Raw genomic sequence first — 21,971 nt, 5'->3', positions numbered from 1 at the left:
CGGCGGCTCGGACCTGGGTCCGGCGATGGCCTACGAGGCGTTGCGCTCGTTCACCGACCGGGACCTGACGGTGCGTTTCGTGTCCAACGTGGACGGCGCCGACCTGCACGAGGCGGTGCGGGACCTGGATCCGGCCGAGACATCGACGTGGCGAACATGTTCGAGTTCTGGGACTGGGTGGGGGGCCGGTACTCCTACGACTCGGCGATCGGCCTGTCGCTGATGATCGCGATCGGCCCGGGGTGGACCGCGACGGGCAGTCGGTGCGGTGGCAGACCGGTCCGGTGGTGTGGGGCACGCCGGGCACCAACGGGCAGCACGCGTACTACCAGTTGATCCACCAGGGCACCAAGGTGATCCCGGCCGACCTGCTCGGGTTCGCCGAGCCGGTGGCGGACCTGGCTCCGGGGCTGGTGGCGCAGCACGACCTGCTGATGGCCAACCTGTTCGCCCAGGGCCAGGCACTGGCGTTCGGGAAGACCGCGGACGAGGTGCGGGCCGAGGGCGTGGCCGAGGAGCTGGTGCCGCACAAGACGTTCAAGGGCAACCACCCCACCACCACGATCCTGGCCAAGGAGCTGACCCCGTCGGTGCTGGGGCAGTTGATCGCGCTCTACGAGCACAAGGTGTTCGTGCAGGGCGCGATCTGGAACATCGACTCCTTCGACCAGTGGGGTGTGGAGCTGGGCAAGGTGCTGGCCAAGAGGATCGAACCGGTCCTGGTCGAGGGTGCGGGCCTGGACGCGCTGGACTCCTCCACCGCCGCCCTGGCCACCCGCTACCGCACCCTGCGCGGACGCTGACACCCACTCACCAAGGCATCGCCACAACGACGGAAGGCACCCCTCATGCTCATCCACATCGGATCCGACCACGCCGGCCTTGAGCTGAAGGACCATCTGGTCGGTCATCTGCGCGCCCTCGGGCACAGCACCTTCGACCACGGCCCGTTCCACTACCAGCCGGACGACGACTACCCGCCCTACATCCTGCAGACCGCGGTAGCGGTCGCGGCCGGTCCGGGCAGCCTCGGCATCGTCATCGGCGGCTCCGGGAACGGCGAGGCCATCGCCGCGAACAAGGTCGCGGGGATCAGGGCCGCCCTGGCCTGGAACGAGGACACGGCCCGGCTGGCCCGGCAGCACAACGACGCCAATGTCCTCAGCCTCGGGGCCCGGATGCACTCGCTCGACTACTCGGCCGCGCTGGCCACCCTCTTCGTGGACACCCCGTTCAGCGAGGACAGCCGCCACATCCGCGGCCCGACCCAGGACACCGTGGACGAACTGGGCGAGCTGCTGGAGCCCGGCGACATCGTCGTGGACGGCGGCAACTCCCGCTGGACCGACGACGAGAGGCACGGCGCCGAACTGGCCGCCAAGGGCATCGGCTTCGTCGACTGCGGCGTCTCCGGCGGCGTCTGGGGCCTCCGTTACGGCTATGCGCTGATGTACGGCGGAGCAGATGAGTCCATCGCCCAGCCTGTTCGCCCGCTTCGCCTCGCGCCAGGACGACTCCCCGCAGATGAAGATGATCGCCGCACTGCGCAACCAGTTCGGCGGCCACGCGGTCGAGACCAAGGACGGCGCCTGATGAGCGACCTGACGATCGGGGTCGACATCGGCGGGACCAAGATCGCGGCCGGCGTGGTCGACGGGGGCGGCACCATCCTGTCCCGGGTGCGGATCCCCACGCCACGGGACGAGGCCGGTATCGCCCGGGCGATCACCGACGCCGTCGACCGGGCCGGGGAGGGCTGGGACGGGGTCTCGGCGATCGGTGTGGGCGCCGCCGGGTACGTGGACGAGACCCGCTCGGTGGTGCGTTCGTCGCCCAATCTGGACTGGCACGACGAGCCGCTGAAGGACCTGGTGCAGCGGCACAGCGGCCTGCCGGTGGTCGTCGAGAACGACGCCAACGCCGCCGCCTGGGGCGAGTACGTCCACGGGGCCGCGGCGGACCACACCGTCATGGTGATGGTCACCGTCGGGACCGGGCTCGGCGGCGGGATCGTCGCCCATGACCGGCTGTGGCGCGGCCGGTTCGGCATCGGCGGCGAGATCGGACACTACCGGGCCGTCCCCGAGGGGCTGGCCTGCCACTGCGGACGCAGCGGTTGCATGGAGCAGTACGCCAGCGGCAGCGCCCACACCCGGCGGGCCCGGGAGGCCGCCGCCGAGGCCCCGCAGCGCGCGCAGATCCTGCTGTCGCTGGGCGACGGCACCGCGGCGGGCGTCCAGGGTCCGCACATAGAGGAGGCGGCCCTGCGCGGCGACCCGGTCGCACTGGAGGCGTTCAGCAGTACCGGCCGCTGGCTCGGGCAGGCGCTGGCCGATCTGGCGGCGGTGCTCGACCCCGGGGTCTTCGTGCTCGGCGGTGGGGTCAGCGCCGCGGGGGACCTGCTGCTCGGACCCACCGAGGCGGCCTACCGGCAGGCCCTGTCGGGTGCCGGGGACCGTCCCTACGCCAAGGTGCTGCTGGCCGAACTGGGGCCGGACGCGGGGCTGGTGGGTGCTGCAGATCTGGCCCGACGCCCATGAGCACCGGGGAGTTGGTGCTGATCCGGCACGGGGAGACCGAGTGGAGCCGCTCCGGGCGGCACACCGGCCGCACCGACATACCGCTCACCGAGCACGGGGAGCGGCAGGCCCGTGCCCTGGCGCCGATGCTGGCCCGCCGTCGGGTCGCGCTGGTGCTGGCCAGCCCGCTCCAGCGGGCCCTGCGCACGGCGGAGCTGGCCGGCCTGCCGCCGGCGCAGGTGGAGCCCGATCTCCGCGAGTGGGACTACGGCGCCTACGAGGGCATCACCACGGACGAGATCCACCGCACCCGGCCGGCCTGGAACCTGTGGAACGACGGCGTCCCGGTCGCGGACGACGGACGCGGCGAGAGCGCCGAGCAGGTGGCCTGCCGGGTCCAGCGGGTGCTGGACTTCGCCGACCGGATCCTGCGCGGCAACTGCTCCCGGGATCCGGGCGACGTGGTGCTGGTGGCCCACGCCCATGTGCTGCGGGTCCTGACGGCCCGTCGGCTGGGGCTGCCGCCCTCCGCCGGCGCCCTGTTCCAACTCGCCACCGCCGGCGTCAGCTCCCTGGGTACCGAGCACGACCGGCCCGTGCTGACCGGCTGGAACACCCTTTGACCTGGCGGAAGGGAAGCCATGACCGGACTGAGCGACGAGGCGATGGGGACCGGCGTCCTGCTCGCAGACCGGACCGGGAGGCCGCTGGTGCTGCGGCTGGACAGCGCCGCCGCCCGCGATCCGGCACTGACCGGGTATCCCGCGGCCAGGCTGGCCGTGCTGCGGCGGTTCGGGCTGCCGGTGCCGCCGGGCGTGGTGGTCACCACGGACGCGGTGGCGCGGTTCAGCGCGGGCGACTGCAACGAGGGCCGGGACGCGCTGCACACCGCCTGGTCCTGGACGGCGCAGAGCCCCCACCCCGCGGTGGTGCAGATCTCCGACGCCGATCCGGTGACGCCGCACTGCCCGTTGGGCCCCACCGCGTGCGGCGGGTCGACCTGGGAGGCGATGCTCCAGGACCTGGTGGACGAGGTGACCGCGGACCATCTGCACAATCCCGGCTCGGCGCTGCGCGCCTGGGCCCTGCTCTTCCTGTGCCCGCCCAAGCACGAGTGGTCGGTGCTGGCCATGACCGACGGCACGTCGTCCGGCTCGGACCGGGTCACGCTGTGGGCCAGGCCCTCGACCACGCCGGCCCCGCCGGCCTGCCCGGGGCGGCTGGAGGCCCTGGCCCGGCGGGCGCGTGAGGTGCTGGGGCACGAGGTCGACCTGGACATCCGGATCGACCGGGACGGCCGCGAGTGGATCGTCGACTGCCGCCGGCACGATCCCGTTCCGCCCCGTTGAGCCCGGTCGACCTGTTGTGACTCACTGAAACCACGTACTTTACACACTACTTGACTCTTTATGACAAGCTCTGTTGTACTGCTATCAGCTGTGCCAATGAGTAGAGGAGCTGGGATGGCTGGGGCTGGAGGCCAGACCGTCGGGATCATCCTCGCCGGCGGGCGTGGAGAGCGGGCGAAGCCGATCACGTTGGAGTCCGCCGACTACATCCGCAGCAAGGCCCTCATCCCCTTCGCCGGGCGCCGCCTGGTGGAGTGGGTGATCGACTCCTGTCGGGAGCAGGGCATCCGCCGCTTCTACGTGGTCGCCCAGGGGCTGGAGAACCGCAGCCAGATCAAACTGCTGCTCGGCCACGGCGAGCGCTACGGGGTCGAGATCCAGTACTCCCGCGCCCGCTTCGACCGCTACAACGTCGGATCCGGGGCGGCGACCCTGCACAACCTGGAGCAGTGGGACCTGGACGACCAGGCGCTGGTGCTCCCGGTGGACTCCATCTTCGAGTTCTCGCTGTCCGAACTGGAGTGCACCCACCGGGAGAACGGGGCGCTGGTCACGGTCGCCGCGGTGGCGCGTTCGCCGCTGGAGGTCGCCGGGAAGTACGGCGTCATCCAGGCCGAGCCCTCCGGGCTGGTCGGCGGATTCGTGGAGAAGCCGGGACTGGAGCGGTTGCGCGAGCTCTTCCCGCAGAGCGCCGGGGCCGAGGACCACGGCATGGTGCCGACCAACGCCGGGATGTACCTGGTGGACTGCCGCCGGCTGCGGGCCGCGGCCCGTGACCCGGAGCTGATGCGCCATGCCCACCAGCGGCTGGACTGGGGCCGGGAGTTGCTGCCCTGGCTGGTCGACCATGGCCTTCCGGTGGCCGCCCACCACATCGCCCGGCTGGGCGACCTGGGCAACGTCGAGGACTACCTGGGCACCCTGAGGGACGTGCTCGGCGGCGGATACCCGCAGATGGACCGGCTGATGACCCGTCCGCACAACGAGGAACCGCGCTACTGGATCGACCGGACCAGTCTGGAGACCAGGGACGAGATCGTCGGCACCACGCTGGCGGAGAAGATCAGCAGTGGCAGCGTGGTCATCGGACCCGGTGTCAGGATCGGCCGCCATGTGGAGATCGGCCCCGGTGTGCGGATGGAGTACACCGACATCGGGGACGGGGCGGAGGTGCGCGAGGGCAGCCGGCTCAGCCGGGCCGCCTGCGGCGAGTCGTCGGTGATAGGTCCGTACGCGGAGATCACCGACTCCTACCTCGGGCCCATGGTGGAGATCCAGTCCGAGCGGCGCAGGCCGGTACGGCTGCAGGACTTCTCCGCGGTCGGCGACGGGGCGCACCTGTGGCCCGGCACGCAGCTGTCGGGGGTGCGCATCTACCCCCGGCTGAGGGTCCCGGCCATCTCCAACCTCCCTGCCGGGACGCACATCACCAGCTCCGACGACATCCTGCGGTGGGTCTGAACGGATCCCGCACCGCGGCAACCCAGGAGGCGTTCATGGACAACCCCGTCGTTGTGGTCGGCGGAGCGGGCCGGGTCGGCCGGCTCGTCGCACAGAGGCTGTTGGAGCGGGGCGCGGCCGTCCGGGTCGTGGACCACGCGCTCCAGCACGCCAGACGCCACCTCCCGCCCGGTGTCGCCTTCACCCTGGGCGACGTGCGCGACCCGGCCGGGCTGGCCGAACCGCTGGCCCGCTGCTCGGCGGTGGTCTACTGCGTGGACCCCGGTACCGCCGACACCGGTCCCGACTCCCCGCAGAGCACCGTCTACCAGGGCCTGTGCAATGTGCTGGACGCGGCCCGCGCGGCCGGACAGCGCCCGCACGTGGTGCTGATCAGTCAGCACCACGCGACCCACTGGGGCCACCCGCTGAACGCCTACGGGCGGGTGCTGGAGTGGCGGCTGGCGGGGGAGGAGGCGTTGCGCGAGTCGGGACTGCCCTACACCGTGATCCGTCCGGGCTGGCTCACCGACGGCGCCGCCGGCCTGCGGGTGCGGCTGGCGCAGGGTGACCGCGGGAACGGCCAGGTGTCGCGGCAGGACGTGGCCGAGGCCTGCGTCCAGGCGCTGTACTGCCCGTCCGCCAGCGGAGTGACCTTCGAGATGTTCAACGAGACCGGGGTGGCGCCCTCCCACTGGGAGGGGCTGTTCGCGGCGCTCGAATGGGACCAGGTGCCCGTGGCCTGACCCCAGCCCCCGTCCTTCCCCCGTGCGGCTGTGCCGAGTCGCGCCCAGAGAAATGACTTTGAAAATGACAATCAGTCGAACATCAGGTCAAGTCGATGTGCTGCAGCCGCCCGAGGCCGAGGCGCCACAGCCGTACGGTGTCACCGCGGGCCGCCCGCAGCCGCTGGGAGCGACCCCGGACGCCCGCGGGGTCAACTTCTCGGTCTTCTCCGAGCACGCCACCCGGGTGGACCTGCTGCTCTTCGACCACTGCGAGGACCCCGAGCCCAGCCGGGTGATCACGCTGCACTCCAAGGACCACCGCAGCTACCACTTCTGGCACTGCCACGTGGCCGGGCTGCGGGTGGGCCAGGTCTACGCCTACCGGATGGACGGCCCCGGTCACACCCGGGAGCTGGGGACCCGCTTCAACCACCGCAAGGTGCTGCTGGACCCCTACGCCAGGGCCAACATCAACTCCCGCTGGGAGCGGATCCGGGCGGTCGGCCCCGAGGACAACGTCGCCCACTCCATGCGCAGCATGGTGGTCGACCTGGAGTCCTACGACTGGGAGGGCGACCGGCCGCTGCGGTCGCCGCTGGCCGAGACGGTGATCTACGAGGCGCACGTGCGCGGCCTGACCGCCTCGCCCACCTCGGGCGTCACCCACCCCGGCACCTTCTCCGGGCTGGTGGAGAAGATCCCCTACCTGCAGTCGCTGGGCATCACCGCGGTCGAGCTGCTCCCGGTCTTCGACTTCGACGAGCGCCAGGTGCTGCGCACCGGCCCGGACGGGCAGCCGCTGCACAACTACTGGGGCTACGACCCCTTCGGCTTCTTCGCCCCGCACACCGGGTACTGCACCAGCCCGCACCTGGCCACCCACATCACCGAGTTCCGGGACATGGTCAAGGCGCTGCACCGGGCCGGCATCGAGGTCATCCTCGACGTGGTCTTCAACCACACCTCGGAGGGCAACGAGAACGGCCCGATGATCAGCTTCCGCGGTCAGGCCAACGAGGCGTACTACCACCTCTGGTCCCAGGACCGGCGGCACTACATGGACTTCACCGGCTGCGGCAACGCGATCAACGCCAACCACCCGGTGACCTCGAAGTTCATCGTGGAGTGCCTGGAGTACTGGGTGAAGGAGCACCACGTCGACGGCTTCCGCTTCGACCTGGCCTCCGAGCTCTCCCGGGGCGCCGAGGGCTACGAGATGGAGTCCCCGCCGGTGCTGTGGGCGATCGAGCTGTCCTCGGTGCTGTCCGAGTCGAAGATCATCGCCGAGCCCTGGGACGGCGGCGGCCTCTACCAGGTGGGCCACTTCCCCGGGAAGCGCTGGACCCAGTGGAACGGACCGTTCCGTGACGACGTCCGGCGCTTCGTGCGCGGCGACGAGGGCCTGGTCGGCGCGGTCGCCAGCCGGATCGGCGGCTCGGCCGACCTGTTCGCACCGCAGGAGGAGCTGCCGACCAACAGCATCAACTTCATCACCTGCCACGACGGCTTCACCCTCAACGACCTGGTCAGCTACGACCGCAAGCACAACTACGGCAACGGCGAGTCGGACGCCGACGGCTCCTACGAGAACTACAGCTGGAACTGCGGCCAGGAGGGCCCCAGCGGCTCCCCGGAGATCGAGGGGCTGCGGCTGCGGCAGAGCAAGAACCTGCTGGCCATCCTGCTGCTCAGCCGGGGCACGCCGATGATCCTGGCCGGCGACGAGTTCCGCAACAGCCAGGGCGGCAACAACAACGGCTACTGCCAGGACAACGAGATCTCCTGGCTGGACTGGGACCAGGCCGCGAAGGAGACCGGCCTACGGCGCTTCTGCAGCGAGATGATCGCGCTGCGCCGCCAGTACAGCGCCGTGCGCGAGCCGGCCTTCTTCTCCGGCCGCCGTAACCACCGGGGCCTGCCGGACGTGGTCTGGCACGGCACCAAGCTGGAGCAGCCCGGTTGGGAGGACACCCACGCCCGGGTGCTCTCGCTCACCCTCGCGGGCTTCGACGGCGACCCGGACCTGCACGTGATCCTCAACATGTACCACCTGGGTCTGGACTTCGAGATCCCCCAGATCCCCGGCCGCCACTGGGCGCGCAAGGTCGACACCGCACTGGAGTCGCCCGAGGACGTCCTGCCCGCCGGCGAAGAGCAGCGGATCTCCCACAGCGGGATCTACCACGCCCAAGGCCGCAGCGTCGTCGTCCTGACGTCGCTGCCTGACGACGGAGGCACCGCCTGATGAGCACTCCCACGGACACCCGCACCTTCTCGGACAGCATCGCCGGCTACGTGACCACGTACGAGCCCACGCTGGACCGGTTCGGCCTGCGCACCTCCAACGGACGCACCGTCACCATCAACCTGGACGAGAACGTCAACTCCCAGATCGTGCGCAACCTCGGCGAGCCGTACCAGGACACCACCGCGGCCACCCGCGACATGCTCGCCGAAGGCCGGTTCGTCTTCGTGTACGGCCTCTTCTACCAGTGGGAGGGCGGCGAGCGCATCGAGGCGCGGATGATCACCTTCCCCGAGCGGGCGCGCGGCGCCTATGTCTTCGAGCACCCGGACTGGTGGGTGCACCAGGCCTGCCAGATAGCCGACTTCTACCTGCGCGGCCACTTCCCCGACGGGGTCTACGACTGGCGCAACTTCCGCACCAAGCTCACCCTGCACGGCACCCACGTCCCGGACAACGGCCAGGACATCCGCCAGGAGACGGACACCATCTCCCGGCTGGTCTACGGTCTGGCCACGGCCTTCATGCTGACCGGCGAGGAGCGGTTCCTGGAGGCCGCCGAGAGCGGCACCGGCTACCTGCGCGAGCACATGCGGGTCGCCGACGACGACGGCGGCTTCGTGTACTGGTACCACGGCATCGACATCTCCCCCTCCGGCCAGCGCAAGGTCTTCGCCTCCGAGTTCGGCGACGACTACGACGCGGTGCCGATGTACGAGCAGATCTACGCGCTGGCCGGGCCGACCCAGACCTTCCGGATCACCGGCGACCCGCGCATCCTCTCCGACATCGACCGCACCGTCACCCTGTTCGACCGGCACTTCCGGGACCGGGAGCGCGGCGGGTTCTTCTCGCACCTGGACCCCATCACCATGGACCCCAGGTCCGACTCGCTGGGCCGCAACCGGGCCCGGAAGAACTGGAACTCGGTGGGCGACCACGCGCCGGCGTACCTGATCAACGCCTATCTGGCCACCGGCCGCGAGGACTTCGCGGCGCTGCTGGCGGAGACCGCGGACACCATCGCCGAGCGCTTCCCGGACGAGCCCAACAGCCCGTTCGTGCAGGAGCGCTTCCACGAGGACTGGAGCCCGGACCGGACCTGGGGCTGGCAGAAGGACCGGGCCGTGGTCGGCCACAACCTGAAGATCGCCTGGAACCTCACCCGGATCGGCTCGCTGGTCGACCGGGCGCAGTACTCGGAGCTGGCCGAGCGGATCGCCGAGCTCATGCCCCCGGTCGGCAGCGACCAGCAGCGCGGCGGCTGGTACGACGTGGTCGAGCGGCGCGCCGACCCGGACAGCGGTGCGCACCGGCTGGTCTGGCACGACCGCAAGGCCTGGTGGCAGCAGGAGCAGTCGATCCTGGCCTACCTGATCCTGGCGGGCACCACCGGTGACCCGGAGCACCGCCGGCTGGCCCGGGAGGCGGCGGCGTTCTACAACGCCTTCTTCCTCGACTACGACGACGGCGGCGTGTACTTCAACGTGCTGGCCAACGGCACCCCCTACCTGGTGGGCACCGAGCGGTTGAAGGGCAGCCACTCGATGGCCGGCTACCACGCGCTGGAGCTGTGCTACCTGGCCGCCACCTACACCGGGCTGCTGATCACGGCCGCTCCGATGACGCTGCACTTCCGGCCGCGTCCGGACGCCGACCGCACCCTGCGGGTCAGCCCCGACCTGCTGCCCGCCGGCAGCATCGAGATCGCCCGGGTGTGGATCGGGGACGAGCCCTACCACCACTTCGACGCCAAGGAGCTGACGGTCCAACTGCCCGACAGCGACGTCCCGCTGAAGGTGCGGGTGGAGGTCGAGCCGGCCTCGATCCGGCTGCGGATGTCCAGCGAGAGCGACGGCGACACGGCACACGTCTACTGCGAGGGCGTGATCGACCGCGAGGAGCTGGAGAAGTTCCGCCGCGGGCTGGCGGAGGCGCTGGAGGCCAAGCCGCGCCGGGTGGAGTTCCACCTCTGCAAGGTCAGCAAGATCTGCCGCCCGGCCATCAACGAGCTGCTGTTCCAGCGCGCCAAGATCGGCCTGGAGACGGACTTCGTGATAGCCGGCTGCTCGCTGCCCGAGGTGACCAACGCGCTGATGGCGACCGACGCCTTCGTGCTGGACAACGACCACCACTGCGACAACCCGGCCTGATCCGTCCGATCACCGCCGGTCCCCGGGTGCCCCGGCCACCGCGCCGGGGCACCCGGGGACCGCACCGGGTCCGCCCGACCTCTCCTAAGGGGCAATGTGTCGACGATCACGTACCTCCGCGAGTCGCGCGCCGCAGAACGCCAGGACGAGATCTCCGCGTACTGCGACGAGCTGTTCACCATCTTCGCGCGCTCGGACCAGCGACGATGGGGCGAGGTCTATCTGCGCGGGCTGCTCAGCACCCCCGGCCGGAAGACCCCGGGCGCCATCTCCGAGCAGGTCCTGGGGCGCCGTACCCCGCAACCCATCCAACAGTTCGTCAACCAGAGCACCTGGTCGGCCCGCACCCTGCGGCAGCGGCTCACCGAGCAGATGTGCGCGGTCGCCCCGCCCCGGGCCTGGGCCCTGGACGAGGTGGTGTTCCCCAAGAACGGCAACCGTTCGGTGGGGGTGGCCCGTCAGTTCGCGCCCACCCAGGGCCGGGTGATGAACTGCCAGCTCGCCCTGGCCACCTCGCTGGTTCACGCCGAGGGCAGCCTCCCGGTGAACTGGCGGCTGCTGATGCCCCGGTCCTGGGACGGCGACGAGGAACTGCGCGACGCCGCCCACGTCCCCGCGCACGAGCAGAGTCGGCCGCGCTGGCGCTACGCGCTGGACTCCCTGGACGAGATGCTCGGCGGCTGGGACGTACCCGTCGCGCCGGTGCTGGCCGACTGGCGGTTCGAGCCCGACGCGCGTCAGCTGCTGGCCGGCCTGGAGGACCGGGACCTGCACTACCTGGTCGAGGTGGGCCCGCAGACCATGCTCCCGGTGCGTCCGGCGGCGCTGCGGGCCGCGCCGCCGGCCGGGGCCAGTCCGGTGGCCTCGGTCGCCGACGGCCTGGGCCGGCACCTGGACCGGGCGGTGCTGAACTGGCGGCACCACCACGGCGCCCGCTCGTCCCGGTCGCAGTTCCTGGTGGCCCAGCTGGGCCGCTGCGCCGCGGTCCACCCCAGGCAGCCCGCCCGCCCCCGGCACCTGGTGCTGGAGTGGCCCTTCGGGCACGCCAGGCCGCGCCGCTACTGGGTGACCGACCTGTCCGCGCAGCGGCTCTCCGAGACCATCGCGCTGGCCGAGCTGCGGCACCACTCCGCCCACGGCTGCGACCGGCTGCACCAGGACTACGGCCTGGGCGACTTCGAGGGGCGTTCGTTCCCCGGCTGGCACCACCACGTCACCCTCGTGTCCGCAGCCCGGGGCTTCCACGCCCTGCAACAGCTCCAGTCCGACCAGGGAGGAAACCGATGGACCGGCAGGAAGAGCACGACTACGTCATCGTCGGCGCAGGAAGCGCCGGCTGCGTCCTCGCCCGGCGCCTGATCGAGCGGACCGGGGCCAGGGTGCTGCTGCTGGAGGCCGGCGGTCCCGACGACCGCGCGGTGGTGCACCGCACCGACATCCCCTCGATGGTCTCCATGTGGGACCAGGAGGACTACACCTGGCCGTATCTGACGACACCTCAACCCGGCCTGGACGGAAGGCGGATAGCGCTGCCGCAGGGCCGGCTGCTGGGCGGCGGCAGCTCGGTCAACGCGATGATGTACGTCCGCGGCAACCGCAGGGACTTCGACGGCTGGCAGGCCAGGGGCAACCCCGGCTGGGGCTACCGCGACGTGCTGCCGTACTTCACCCGGGCCGAGACGTTCGCGGAGGCGGGCGCCGGCGGCGACGGGTACCGGGGCGCGGACGGCCCGCTCAGTGTGGTCGGCTACGAGGACCCCTCGCCGGTGGCCCGGGCGTTCGTCGCGGCCGCGGTGGAGACCGGGCTGGCCGCCGACGAGGGCGACTACAACGCCGGCCGGCAGGAGGACACCGCCTTCTACTACCAGTCCACCCGGACCAAGGACGACCAGCGCTGCAGCACCGCGGTGGCCTACCTCGCCCCGGTGCTGGCCGACCCGCGGCTGACCGTGCGCACCGACGCCCGGGTCCAGCAGGTGCTGCTGCAGGGCGGCAGGGCGGTCGGGGTGAGCTACCTGCACCAGGGCGTGGTCCGTCAGGCGCTGGCCGGCAGCGAGGTGGTGCTGGCCGCGGGCGCGCTGGCGACCCCCCGGCTGCTGCTGCTGTCCGGGATCGGCCCGGCCGAGGAGCTGCGCGGGCACGGCATCGAGACCCTGGTCGACCTGCCCGGGGTGGGCCGCAACCTGCAGGACCACCTGCTGGTCGGCATCGCCTTCGAGAGCCTGGTGGACCTGCCCTTCCCGCAACTGCTCGCCGAGGCCGGCCTGGTGACCGCCACCGGGCGGGACTCCGGGGCGGACGACCCGGACCTGCAGTACTTCTTCGGCCCGGTGCAGTTCGTCGACGACCGCTTCAAGACCGACGGGCCCGGGTTCACCTTCGCCCCGATCGTGGTCCAGCCGCGCAGCCGCGGCTCGGTGACGCTGGCCTCGGCCCGACCGGAGGACCTCCCGGTGGTCGACCCGCACTACCTGGAGCACCCGGCCGATCTCGAGGTCCTGGTCCGCGGCCTGGAACTGGCCCGTGAACTGGCCGGCCGGCCGGCCTTCGCCCCGTTCCGCGGGCGCGAACTCGCCCCCGGGGTGGAGGCCGGGCGCAGTGAGCTGGAGGCGTACGTCCGCGCCTACGCCTCCACCGTCTGGCATCCGGTCGGCACCTGCCGGATGGGCGTCCACGAGGACTGCGTGGTCGACCCGGCACTGCGGGTGCGCGGGGTGGACGGACTGCGGGTCGTGGACGCATCGATCATGCCGACCATCACCCGGGGGAACACCAACGCCACCGCGATCATGATCGGCGAGAAGGCGGCCGATCTGGTCGCCCCGGCCGTACCGCACTGAACTCCGGTCCTACCACTGCCGAGTGAGGAACCGAACCATGCCCGAGACCTTCGACTTCGTCGTCATCGGCGCAGGAGCCGCCGGCTCCGTGATCGCCTCCAGACTGAGCGAACTGTCCGACGCCACCGTGCTGCTGCTGGAAGCCGGTACGGCGCAGATCACCGACGCGGTGACCAGCCCGCACCGCTGGAACGAGGTGCTGCTCACCGACCTGGACTGGGCCTACATGAGCGAGCCCCAGCCCGGCCTCGGCGGCACCCAGGTCTACTCGGCCGCAGGCCGCGGCCTGGGCGGCACCTCGAACATCTACCACATGATCCACACCCGGGGCCGGGACGCCGACTACGACTCCTGGGCCTACCAGGGCGCGGCCGGCTGGTCCGCCCAGGAGGTGCTGCCGTACCTGCAGCGGCTGGAGAGCCAGCAGGACGCCACCAACCCGCGGGCCGGTCACACCGGACCGATCCAGGTGGTCAACGCCAAGGACACCGGCAGCCCGGTCTCGCAGTCCTTCCTCAAGGCCTGCGCGGAGCTGGGCTATCCGCAGGTGGCCGACTTCAACGCGCGTGACCTGGGCGCCGGTTGGCACCACGTGGACATCAGGGACGGCGCCCGCAACGGCGCGTACACCGGCTACCTGCAGCCGGCCCTGGCCCGGCCCAACCTGACCACCCGCACCGGGGCGCTGGCCGCACGGCTGCTGTTCAGCGGCGACCGCTGCACCGGGGTGGAGTACCTGCGCGACGGCCGCACCGAGACCGTGCACGCCTCCGCCGAGGTCGTCGTCAGCGCGGGGGCGATCCAGTCGCCCAAGCTGCTGATGCTCTCCGGCCTGGGCGACCCGGAGTGGCTGGCCGAGGCGGGCATCGCGGTCCGCGGCAGCCTGCCCGGGGTGGGCCGCAACTTCCAGGACCACCCGCTGGTCATCGGCCCGATCGGCTACATGGACAAGCCCGGGCCCGACCCGTTGGGGCAGGTCACCGAGGTGGCGCTGTTCTGCAACTCCGAGCCCCGACTGGCCGTCCCGGACCTGGAGATCTGCCTGGTGCACCGGGCGCCGTTCGGCGACCAGTTCTTCGCCAACGTGATCCGCCGGGTGCAGACCGGTCAGCCGGTGGCGCCGGTCCAGGAGTTGGTGGACCCGCACGTGGTGCTGAGCCTGCCGGGCCTGGTCCGGCCGCTGTCCCGCGGCGAGGTGCGGCTGGCCGGGGCCGACCCGACGCTGCACCCGCGGATCAGCGCCAACTACTACGGCGAGCCGGTCGACCTGGAGCGGACCACCACCATGGTGGAGATCGCCCGGGAGATCTACCGGACCAAGGCGTTCACCGACGACTGGGGCATCACCGAGGTCGCCCCCGGCCCGCAGGTCACCACCCGCGCCGAGCTGCGCGACTGGGTGCTGGCCAACACCGGCTCCTACTACCACTTCGCCGGCTCCTGCCGGATGGGGGCCGACAGCCACGCTGTGGTGGATCCGCGGCTGAAGGTGCACGGGGTCGAGGGGCTGCGGGTGGCCGATGCGTCGGTCATGCCGTCCCTGGTCTCCGCCAACCCGCACACCAGCGTGCTCATGATCGGGGAGCGGGTCGCGCAGTTCATCAAGGAGGACCTGCGGACGGCCTGAACACCGGTTCCACCGGCCCGACCTGACGTAGTACCAGTCCGTACCCGACGTACCCGGCAGCCGGTCACCGCGGAGGGCGGCACAGCCCGGCCCCGCCCGGTGTCCTGGACAGACTGCCCCAAAAAGCGCGAAGGAGAAATCATCGTGGTTTCCACCAACATTCCCGGGGCCCAGGCACCCGCTGTGCCTGCGGACACCGGCCGGAGCAGGGGCATGCCGCGCGGCGGCGCGTTCTGGCTCGTCGGCCTGGTGTCGGTGCTCCTGCTGGTCGCCTCGACGGTCCCGTCACCCATGTACGTGATCTACCAGCAGCGCTGGCACTTCTCGGCAGCGATGATCACCGTGGTGTTCGGGGTCTACGCCCTGTTCGTGCTGGGGAGCATGCTGCTCTTCGGCTCCCTGTCCGACACCGCGGGCCGCCGTCCGGTGCTGGTGCTCTCGCTGCTGCTGATGGCCCTCGCCATGGTGCTGTTCATCGTGGCCGGCAACGTGTGGGTGCTGCTGGTCGCGCGTGCGGTCCAGGGCATCGGCGCGGGTATCGCCACCGGAACCCTGGGCGCGGCGCTGATCGAGCTGTCGCCGCGCAGCGCCCCGGCCCGGGGCATGCTGATCAACACGGTCGCGCCCACCTTCGGCATGGCCCTGGGCGCACTGGGCTCGGGTCTGCTGGTGCAGTACGCGCCGCTGCCCACCAAGCTGTCCTACATCATCGAGCTGGTGCTCTTCGTCGCACTCGGCTTGGCGCTGCTGTTCCTGCCGGAGACCGCGCCCAGCGCCGGCAGCGGCTTCCGGATCGTGCTCCGGCGGATCTCGATCCCCAAGGAGGCCCGCCGCCCCTTCGCCCTGGTGGCGCTGAGCATCGTGGCGGTGTGGTCCGTCGGCGGACTGTTCCTCTCGCTGGGCCCGTCCCTGGTGGCGCAGATGCTGCACAGCAACAGCCATGTGCTCGGCGGCCTGGTGGTCACCGCGCTGGCCGGCGGCGGCACGGTGGCCCAGCTGGCCCTCGGCCGGCTGTCCGGGCTGCGCCCGATCGCGCTCGGCGGGCTGCTGCTGCTGGCGGGCCTCGGACTGGACACCCTGGCCCTGTCCCAGCACTCGGCCGGGCTGTTCTTCACCGGCACCGTGGTCCTCGGCCTGGGCTGGGGCACGGCCTTCATGGGCGCCTTCCGCTCCATGGCGGCCCTGGCCGACCCGGTGCACCGCGGCGAGCTGCTGGCCGCCGTCTACGTGGTCGCCTACCTGGCCATGTCGCTGCCCGCGATCGGGGCCGGCATCGCGGTGCCGCACGCCGGGCTGCACACCACCACCAATGTGTTCACCGCCGTGGTCGCGGCCCTGATCGTGGTCGCCCTGGGCAGCCTGCCCTTCGTCTCGCGGCACCACCGCAGCGGGCGCGTCGGCGCGCACGAGCCCGTGGTCCAGCACACCCCCGGACCCTGCTGCCTGGCCACCCACGACGCGGCCGGGAGCACGGCGGCCCCGGTCCCCGTCGGGGCCCACTGACCCGCACGAGGCCGACGACACACCCCACCGCCCAGCACCGCCCGGCACCCCGGCACACTCCGCCGGGGTGCTGGGCGGTGCTGCTTCCCCGTCCACGCGCCTCCGGCCCGGACTGACTTGCCGAAGTACTGCCGGTCAGTCCCAGCAGTGCGCAGGCCCGGTCCCGGGTCCGGGCCTGCGGCCAACTCCCTTGGCTACACATGGATGTGACACACATTTCGATCGGTCAGGAGGACCACCGGTGACTGCCACACCCCGCGCCCCCGTGCACCAGTCGTCGATCCGGGGGGAATCCGAGAGTACGGCCGACATCTTCGCCTTCCTGCGCGAGCTGGACGAGAATCCGGCGCTGCTCTCGGTCCTGGCCATCCAGGGCAAGGACGAGGTGCTGGCCGCGGCCGAGGGCCTCGGACTGGGCTTCACCGAGCAGGAGTTCGACACCGGCATCTGGTCGCTGGAGGCGCGGCTGGCCGACCGGCGCGGGGAGCCGTTCAGTGAGAAGTTCACGCTGTGGCACCTGATGTGGGGTCAGAGCTACCTGGAGTACCTGGTCAAGGACCTGATGCCGGCTCTGCAGGACACCGGCCTGCTGCCCTGAGGCACCCGGCCTCCCCGACCAGCTTCCCCGAACCGAAGAGAGGACCGGCATGGAGACCGAGACGCTCTACCTGGGCCGCGAGTGGAACATCGAGCACGACCGGACGGCGAAGGTGACCGGCGCCGAACTGCGCTACACCGTGGTCGGCAAGGGTGAGCCCGTGCTCTGCATCCACGGCACCAACGTGGCGGACAGCCTGATCACCCCGCTGCAGTTCCACCCGGAGCTGTTCGACGAGTACCAGTTCATCAGCTACTACCGGGCCGGCTACAACGGCAGCACCCTGGAGGGCGACTCGCTCAGCATCGAGCAGGGCGCCGACCACGCGGCCGAACTGCTGGACCACCTGGGCATCGAGAAGGCCCACATCATGGGCTTCTCCTTCGGCGGCGTGATCGCCTTCCAGTTCCTGCTCTCGCACCCGGAGCGGGCCCACTCGGCGATCCTGCTGGAGCCCTACCTGCCCCGGGAGGCCCCGGACGCGGTGCAGGCCAACATCGACGCCTACATGACCGCGATGGAGCTGTTCCAGGCCGGCGACAAGCTCGGGGCGGCCTTCTCCTACATGGAGTCGGTCTGCGGCCCCAGCTTCCTCGGCTGCGTCGAGATGACCGGCCCGCTGGACGTCTGGGACCGGGTGGCGAACTGCGTGGACACCACCTTCCTGGTGGACTTCCCCGCCGTCGTCAACTGGGGCTTCGTCATGTCCAAGGCGGACGAGCTGGTGCAGCACAAGCCGGAGATGCCGATCCTGGCGGCGATGGGGATGGACAGCGAGGCGGCGATGCCCGGCTTCCGCGAGACCCAGCGCTTCCTGATGTCGTGGCTGCCGCAGGCGGAGCGCCTGGCGGTGCCCAACGCCACCCACGGCATGCAGAGCATGAACCCGCTGGCCGTGGCCCGCGGCGCCCAGCTGTTCCTGCGCAAGCACCCGATGACCTGACCTGAGCGTTGGAGACCCCATGATCCACCAGTTGATCTTCGCCCACCCCAAGCCCGGCATGTCCGAGCAGGAGTTCCAGCAGTACTGGCTGGAGACCCACGCCCCGCAGTTCGCCAGCAGGATCCCGCAGATCAAGCGGTACCTGATCGACACCAGGATCCCGTTCGGCCCCGAGCCGGCCGATCCGCTGTGGAGCGGTATCGCCGAGATCTGGCTGGAGAACGAGGAGGAGCAGCTGGCTTCGCTGCAGACCCCCGAGTTCCTGGACGGCGCCCGGCGCGACGAGCCCAACTGGGCCGCGTTCTGGCGCACCGTGGTGCTGGACACCGACGCCCACGTGCTGCGCGCCGAGCCGGTCCCGGACCAGGCCGTCAAGCTGGTGGTGCTGGTGAAGCGGTCGCCGGGGGCGGACCTGGAGGACTTCCGCAAGCGCAGCCTGGGCGAGCACGCGCAGACGGTGCTGCGGATCCCCGGTCTGCGCCGCTACCTGCAGAACCACAACCGCGACGGTGCCTACGCCATCGGCGAGGCCGTCCTCGACGCCGCCTACCAGCTCACCTTCGACAGCCTGGAGGCGCTGGAGCTGGCGTCCCGCGGCGAGGCGTTCCAGGCCGCGTTCGAGGACCTGGAGTCGTTCGTCGACCCCCGCTACATCCACCGGATGGCCGTGCGCGAGCACTGGGTGATCGGCTCCGCCGACCAGTAGCAGACCACGAGTTGAGACTGAAGGAGACCGTCCGATGACACGTCGCATCCTGATCGTCCTGTCCGAGTACGGATACTGGGGGGAGGAGCTGATCGGCCCGCTGGAGACCTTCGACGCGGCCGGCTACGACGTCAGCTTCGCCACCCCGACCGGCAAGCGGCCGGTGGCACTGCCGCCGAGCATGGACCCGGACTACATCGACCCGCCGCTGGGACGCTCCGTCACCAGCGCCGAGACCGCCGCCAAGGTCCGGGCCCTGGACACGTCCGACCGGTTGGACAACCCGCTGGACCTGTCCTCCTGGCTGCCCGACCGGCCGTACCGCAGCCAGCCGGACTTCCTGCGCGCCTGGGAGGCCTACAACGCCCGGCGCGACCACATCCAGGGGCAGATCGCCGAGCGCTACGACGCCCTGCTGATCGTGGGCGGCAGCGGCCCGATCGTGGACCTGGCCAACAACTGGCGGGTGCACGACCTGATCCTGGCCTTCTACGGTCTCGACCTGCCGATCGCGGCCGAGTGCTACGGCGTGGCCTGCCTGGCCTTCGCCCGCGAGCAGGACAACCGCACCAGCATCATCCGCAACAAGCACGTCACCGGCCACTGCATCGAGTACGACTACAAGGACGGCACCGGCTTCATGGGCACCGACTTCGTGATCGGCCCGCCGCCGTACCCGCTGGAGTACATCCTGCGTGACGCCACCGGCCCCAGGGGCGCGTACCACGGCAACTTCGGCCGGGAGACCTCGGTGATCGTGGACTACCCGTTCATCACCGGGCGCTCCACCCCCGACTCGTACCTCACCGGCCAGAAGGTCGTCGAGGTCCTCGAACAGGGGTTGCGGCGGTGGGGCTTCCGCACCTGACGCGGACCCGGCCACCGCATCAACCCCCGGGCGGCCGCCCGGCTGCCCCCCACGCCCCGGGCGGCCGCCCCTCCACCCCGGTCCGACCCCGGTCGGACCGGACACCGCTGTTCGCAGACAGCCCTCGCAGAGAGGTACACCACCATGACCAGCAGGCCCGCACGCGTGGCGATGCTCGAGCAGTTCAGGGCCGACGGCGTCACGCACATGTTCGGCAACCCGGGCACCGTGGAGCAGGGCTTCCTAGACGAGCTGCGCGGCTTCCCCGAACTGGAGTACGTACTGGCCCTGCAGGAGGCCGTGGTCGTCGGCATCGCGGACGGCTACGCCCGGGCCACCCGCAAGCCGACCCTGGTGCAGCTGCACTCCGGGGTCGGCCTGGGCAACGGCATCGGCATGCTCTACCAGGCCATGCGCGGCCACGCCCCGCTGGTCGTGGTGGTGGGGGAGTCCGGCCTGGCCTACGACAGCATGGACGCCCAGATGGCGGCCGACCTGATCGGCATGGCCAAGCCGGTGACCAAGTGGGCGACCCGGGTGGTCGACCCCCGCTCCACCCTGCGGGTGCTGCGGCGGGCCTTCAAGACCGCCGGAACCGCGCCCTACGGACCGGTGCTGGTGGTGCTGCCGGCCGACGTGATGGACAGCTTGACCGATGAGCCGGTGGTGCCCACCTCCTACCCCAGCACCTCCAGCCTGCCCGAGCCGGCCGCCATCGAGCACGCCGCCGGACTGCTGGCCGACGCCCGCCACCCGCTGATCATCGCCGGGGACGGCGTCCACTTCTCCGGCGCGCACCGGGAGCTGGCCCAGCTGGCTGAGGTCTGGGGCGCCGAGGTCTGGGGCGCCGACTGGGCCGAGGTCAACCTGCCCGCGGACCACCCCGCCTACCACGGCCAGCTCGGCCACATGTTCGGCGAGGTCAGCGGCAAGGTGACCGCCGCCGCGGACGCGGTGCTGATCTGCGGCACCTATGTGCTGCCCGAGGTGTACCCGCTGCTCCAGGGCGTCTTCGCGGACGACGCCCGGGTGGTCCACGTCGACCTGGACAGCGGCGCCATCGCCAAGAACTTCCCGGTCGACCTCGGCCTGGTGGCCGACCCCAGGCAGACCCTGGGCCGGCTGGCCACGGCACTGGAGAGCCGGATGTCCGAGGTGCACCGCGAGCAGGCCGCCGAGCGGCTCCGGGTGTGGGGCGAGCAGAAGGCCGCGGCCCAGGCCGAGGTACGGGCCGAGGACGAGGCCGACGCGGCGACCCAGCCGCTGACCGCCGCCGCGTTCGCACTGGAGCTGGCCAAGCAGCTGCCCGAGGACTGCATCCTCTTCGACGAGGCGCTCACCTCCTCGCCCGAGCTCTTCCGCCACCTGCCGGCCAACCGGCCCGGCCAGGTGCAGACCACCCGGGGAGGCTCGCTCGGCGTCGGCATCCCCGGCGCCATCGGCGCCAAGATCGCCCACCCGGAGAGCACCGTCGTCGGCTTCACCGGCGACGGCGGCAGCATGTACACCGTCCAGGCGCTGTGGACGGCGGCCCGCTACGACATCGCCGCCAAGTTCGTGATCTGCAACAACGGCCGCTACCGGCTGCTGGACGCCAATATCGAGCAGTACTGGACGGCGCAGGAGATCAGCCACCACGCCTTCCCGGAGATGTTCGACCTGTCCCGGCCGGAGATCGACTTCGCGTCCCTCTCCCGGTCGCTGGGCGTGCCCGCGGTGCGGGTCGAGAAGGCGGACGAGGTCGCCCCGGCCATCGCCCAGGCGCTCGCCCACCCCGGCCCCTTCCTGATCGACCTCGTCATCGCACGGGCCTCCTGAGAGGAGTTGGACGCTGTGACCGTTCGTCTTCACGGCCAGAAGATCGCCGTGCTCATGGAGAGCGACTTCTACGAACCGGAGATCCTCTACTACCAGCGGCGCTTCGTCGAGGAGGGCGCCGAGGTCCACTTCCTGACCCGGTTGTGGGGCAACAAGGAGATCACCTTCACCGGCCACGAGCACCAGATGCCGTTCACGGTGGAGGAGTCCTTCGAGGAACTCGACGACTACGCCCTCAAGGACTACTCGGTCGTCATCGTGCCCTCCGGCATCGTCGCGGACCGGCTCCGCTACACCGAGGACCCGGCCGTGCTGCCGCCGGCCACGGCGCTGCTGCGCCGGGCCTTCGCCGACCCGGCCATCGTCAAGGGCATCATCTGCCACGGCATGTGGCTGGCCGCCCCCATCCCCCAGGTGATCCGGGGCCGCCGGGCGGTGGTCCACAACAACCTGCTCGGCGACCTGAAGAACATGGGCGGCATCTATGTGAACGAGGACGTCGTCGTCGACGGCGACCTGATCACCGCCCGGACCGGCAACCACTGCCACCTCTTCGCCCGGACCATCATCGACGAACTCGTACAGCGCAGCGGCTCGCCCGTCCGGCAGCCGGCCTGACCCCGTATCAGGGGTT

The 21,971-nt window shown here is 71.1% G+C and carries 17 protein-coding genes and 3 pseudogenes; all 20 read left to right on the top strand.

The genetic code is table 11. The features are described 5' to 3' along the window. Window positions 1-803: pseudogene (locus IF29_RS42560) on the top strand (glucose-6-phosphate isomerase); the annotation flags it as partial. 45 nt (window positions 804-848) lie between these two features. Next, a pseudogene (locus tag IF29_RS46390) lies at window positions 849-1,247 on the top strand (RpiB/LacA/LacB family sugar-phosphate isomerase); the annotation flags it as partial. Window positions 1,248-1,262: 15 nt separating this feature from the next. Then, a pseudogene (locus tag IF29_RS45415) lies at window positions 1,263-1,593 on the top strand (NAD(P)-binding domain-containing protein); the annotation flags it as partial. After that, a complete protein-coding gene (locus tag IF29_RS0132035; RefSeq protein WP_030262263.1) occupies window positions 1,593-2,540 on the top strand; it encodes an ROK family glucokinase in 948 nt (315 codons plus the stop codon). The pseudogene IF29_RS45415 and the gene IF29_RS0132035, both read left to right, overlap by 1 nt. Continuing rightward, window positions 2,537-3,142, top strand: a complete 606-nt coding sequence (locus IF29_RS0132030) for a histidine phosphatase family protein (RefSeq protein WP_030262261.1) — start codon at window positions 2,537-2,539, stop codon at window positions 3,140-3,142. The genes IF29_RS0132035 and IF29_RS0132030 overlap by 4 nt, the downstream gene beginning before the upstream one ends. Window positions 3,143-3,160: 18 nt before the next feature. Continuing rightward, entirely contained in the window at window positions 3,161-3,868 is a 708-nt protein-coding gene (locus tag IF29_RS0132025) for a hypothetical protein (protein ID WP_030262258.1), read from the top strand. Window positions 3,869-3,982: 114 nt separating this feature from the next. After that, complete coding sequence (locus IF29_RS0132020) at window positions 3,983-5,329, top strand: sugar phosphate nucleotidyltransferase (protein WP_030262255.1); 1,347 nt, start codon at window positions 3,983-3,985, stop codon at window positions 5,327-5,329. A gap of 35 nt (window positions 5,330-5,364) precedes the next feature. Further along, on the top strand, window positions 5,365-6,054 hold the full coding sequence (locus IF29_RS0132015) for an NAD(P)H-binding protein (RefSeq protein ID WP_030262252.1): 690 nt from the start codon (window positions 5,365-5,367) through the stop codon (window positions 6,052-6,054). Between the two features lie 97 nt (window positions 6,055-6,151). Further along, window positions 6,152-8,281 carry a glycogen debranching protein GlgX gene (gene glgX / locus IF29_RS0132010; protein WP_232242687.1) on the top strand — a complete coding sequence of 710 codons (2,130 nt, stop codon included), beginning with the start codon at window positions 6,152-6,154 and terminating at the stop codon, window positions 8,279-8,281. Further along, window positions 8,281-10,434 carry an AGE family epimerase/isomerase gene (locus IF29_RS0132005; RefSeq protein ID WP_030262247.1) on the top strand — a complete coding sequence of 718 codons (2,154 nt, stop codon included), beginning with the start codon at window positions 8,281-8,283 and terminating at the stop codon, window positions 10,432-10,434. Before glgX ends, IF29_RS0132005 begins: the two co-directional genes overlap by 1 nt. A 96-nt stretch (window positions 10,435-10,530) precedes the next feature. Then, window positions 10,531-11,793, top strand: coding sequence for an IS701 family transposase (locus IF29_RS0132000; protein ID WP_063757663.1), 1,263 nt, complete (start codon window positions 10,531-10,533; stop codon window positions 11,791-11,793). Then, window positions 11,718-13,274, top strand: a complete 1,557-nt coding sequence (locus tag IF29_RS0131995) for a GMC family oxidoreductase (RefSeq protein ID WP_030262241.1) — start codon at window positions 11,718-11,720, stop codon at window positions 13,272-13,274. The genes IF29_RS0132000 and IF29_RS0131995 overlap by 76 nt, the downstream gene beginning before the upstream one ends. 37 nt (window positions 13,275-13,311) lie before the next feature. Then, window positions 13,312-14,901: a GMC family oxidoreductase gene (locus IF29_RS0131990; protein WP_030262238.1), complete on the top strand. Its 1,590-nt coding sequence runs from the start codon at window positions 13,312-13,314 to the stop codon at window positions 14,899-14,901. A 144-nt stretch (window positions 14,902-15,045) separates the two neighbouring features. Continuing rightward, window positions 15,046-16,404, top strand: a complete 1,359-nt coding sequence (locus IF29_RS0131985) for an MFS transporter (RefSeq protein ID WP_157624032.1) — start codon at window positions 15,046-15,048, stop codon at window positions 16,402-16,404. A gap of 241 nt (window positions 16,405-16,645) precedes the next feature. Beyond that, window positions 16,646-17,002, top strand: a complete 357-nt coding sequence (locus tag IF29_RS0131980) for a Nif11-like leader peptide family natural product precursor (protein ID WP_157624031.1) — start codon at window positions 16,646-16,648, stop codon at window positions 17,000-17,002. Window positions 17,003-17,051: 49 nt separating this feature from the next. After that, window positions 17,052-17,945: an alpha/beta fold hydrolase gene (locus IF29_RS0131975; RefSeq protein ID WP_030262230.1), complete on the top strand. Its 894-nt coding sequence runs from the start codon at window positions 17,052-17,054 to the stop codon at window positions 17,943-17,945. Window positions 17,946-17,964: 19 nt separating this feature from the next. Further along, a complete protein-coding gene (locus IF29_RS0131970) occupies window positions 17,965-18,651 on the top strand; it encodes an EthD domain-containing protein (protein WP_030262227.1) in 687 nt (228 codons plus the stop codon). A gap of 34 nt (window positions 18,652-18,685) precedes the next feature. Then, complete coding sequence (locus IF29_RS0131965; protein WP_030262225.1) at window positions 18,686-19,519, top strand: type 1 glutamine amidotransferase domain-containing protein; 834 nt, start codon at window positions 18,686-18,688, stop codon at window positions 19,517-19,519. Between the two features lie 144 nt (window positions 19,520-19,663). Then, the gene (locus IF29_RS0131960) at window positions 19,664-21,337 is read left to right on the top strand and encodes a thiamine pyrophosphate-binding protein (RefSeq protein ID WP_030262223.1); all 1,674 of its coding nucleotides are present in this window, start codon (window positions 19,664-19,666) and stop codon (window positions 21,335-21,337) included. Between the two features lie 15 nt (window positions 21,338-21,352). Beyond that, window positions 21,353-21,955 (top strand): DJ-1/PfpI family protein, encoded by a 603-nt coding sequence (locus IF29_RS0131955; protein ID WP_269665056.1) that lies wholly within the window; start codon window positions 21,353-21,355, stop codon window positions 21,953-21,955. Window positions 21,956-21,971 lie beyond the last annotated feature (16 nt).

The organism is Streptacidiphilus jeojiense, assembly GCF_000719095.1.
Lineage (GTDB): Bacteria > Actinomycetota > Actinomycetes > Streptomycetales > Streptomycetaceae > Streptacidiphilus > Streptacidiphilus jeojiensis.
Note: the sequence above shows the minus strand (reverse complement) of the source record. Positions and strands in the feature narration are given on the sequence as shown.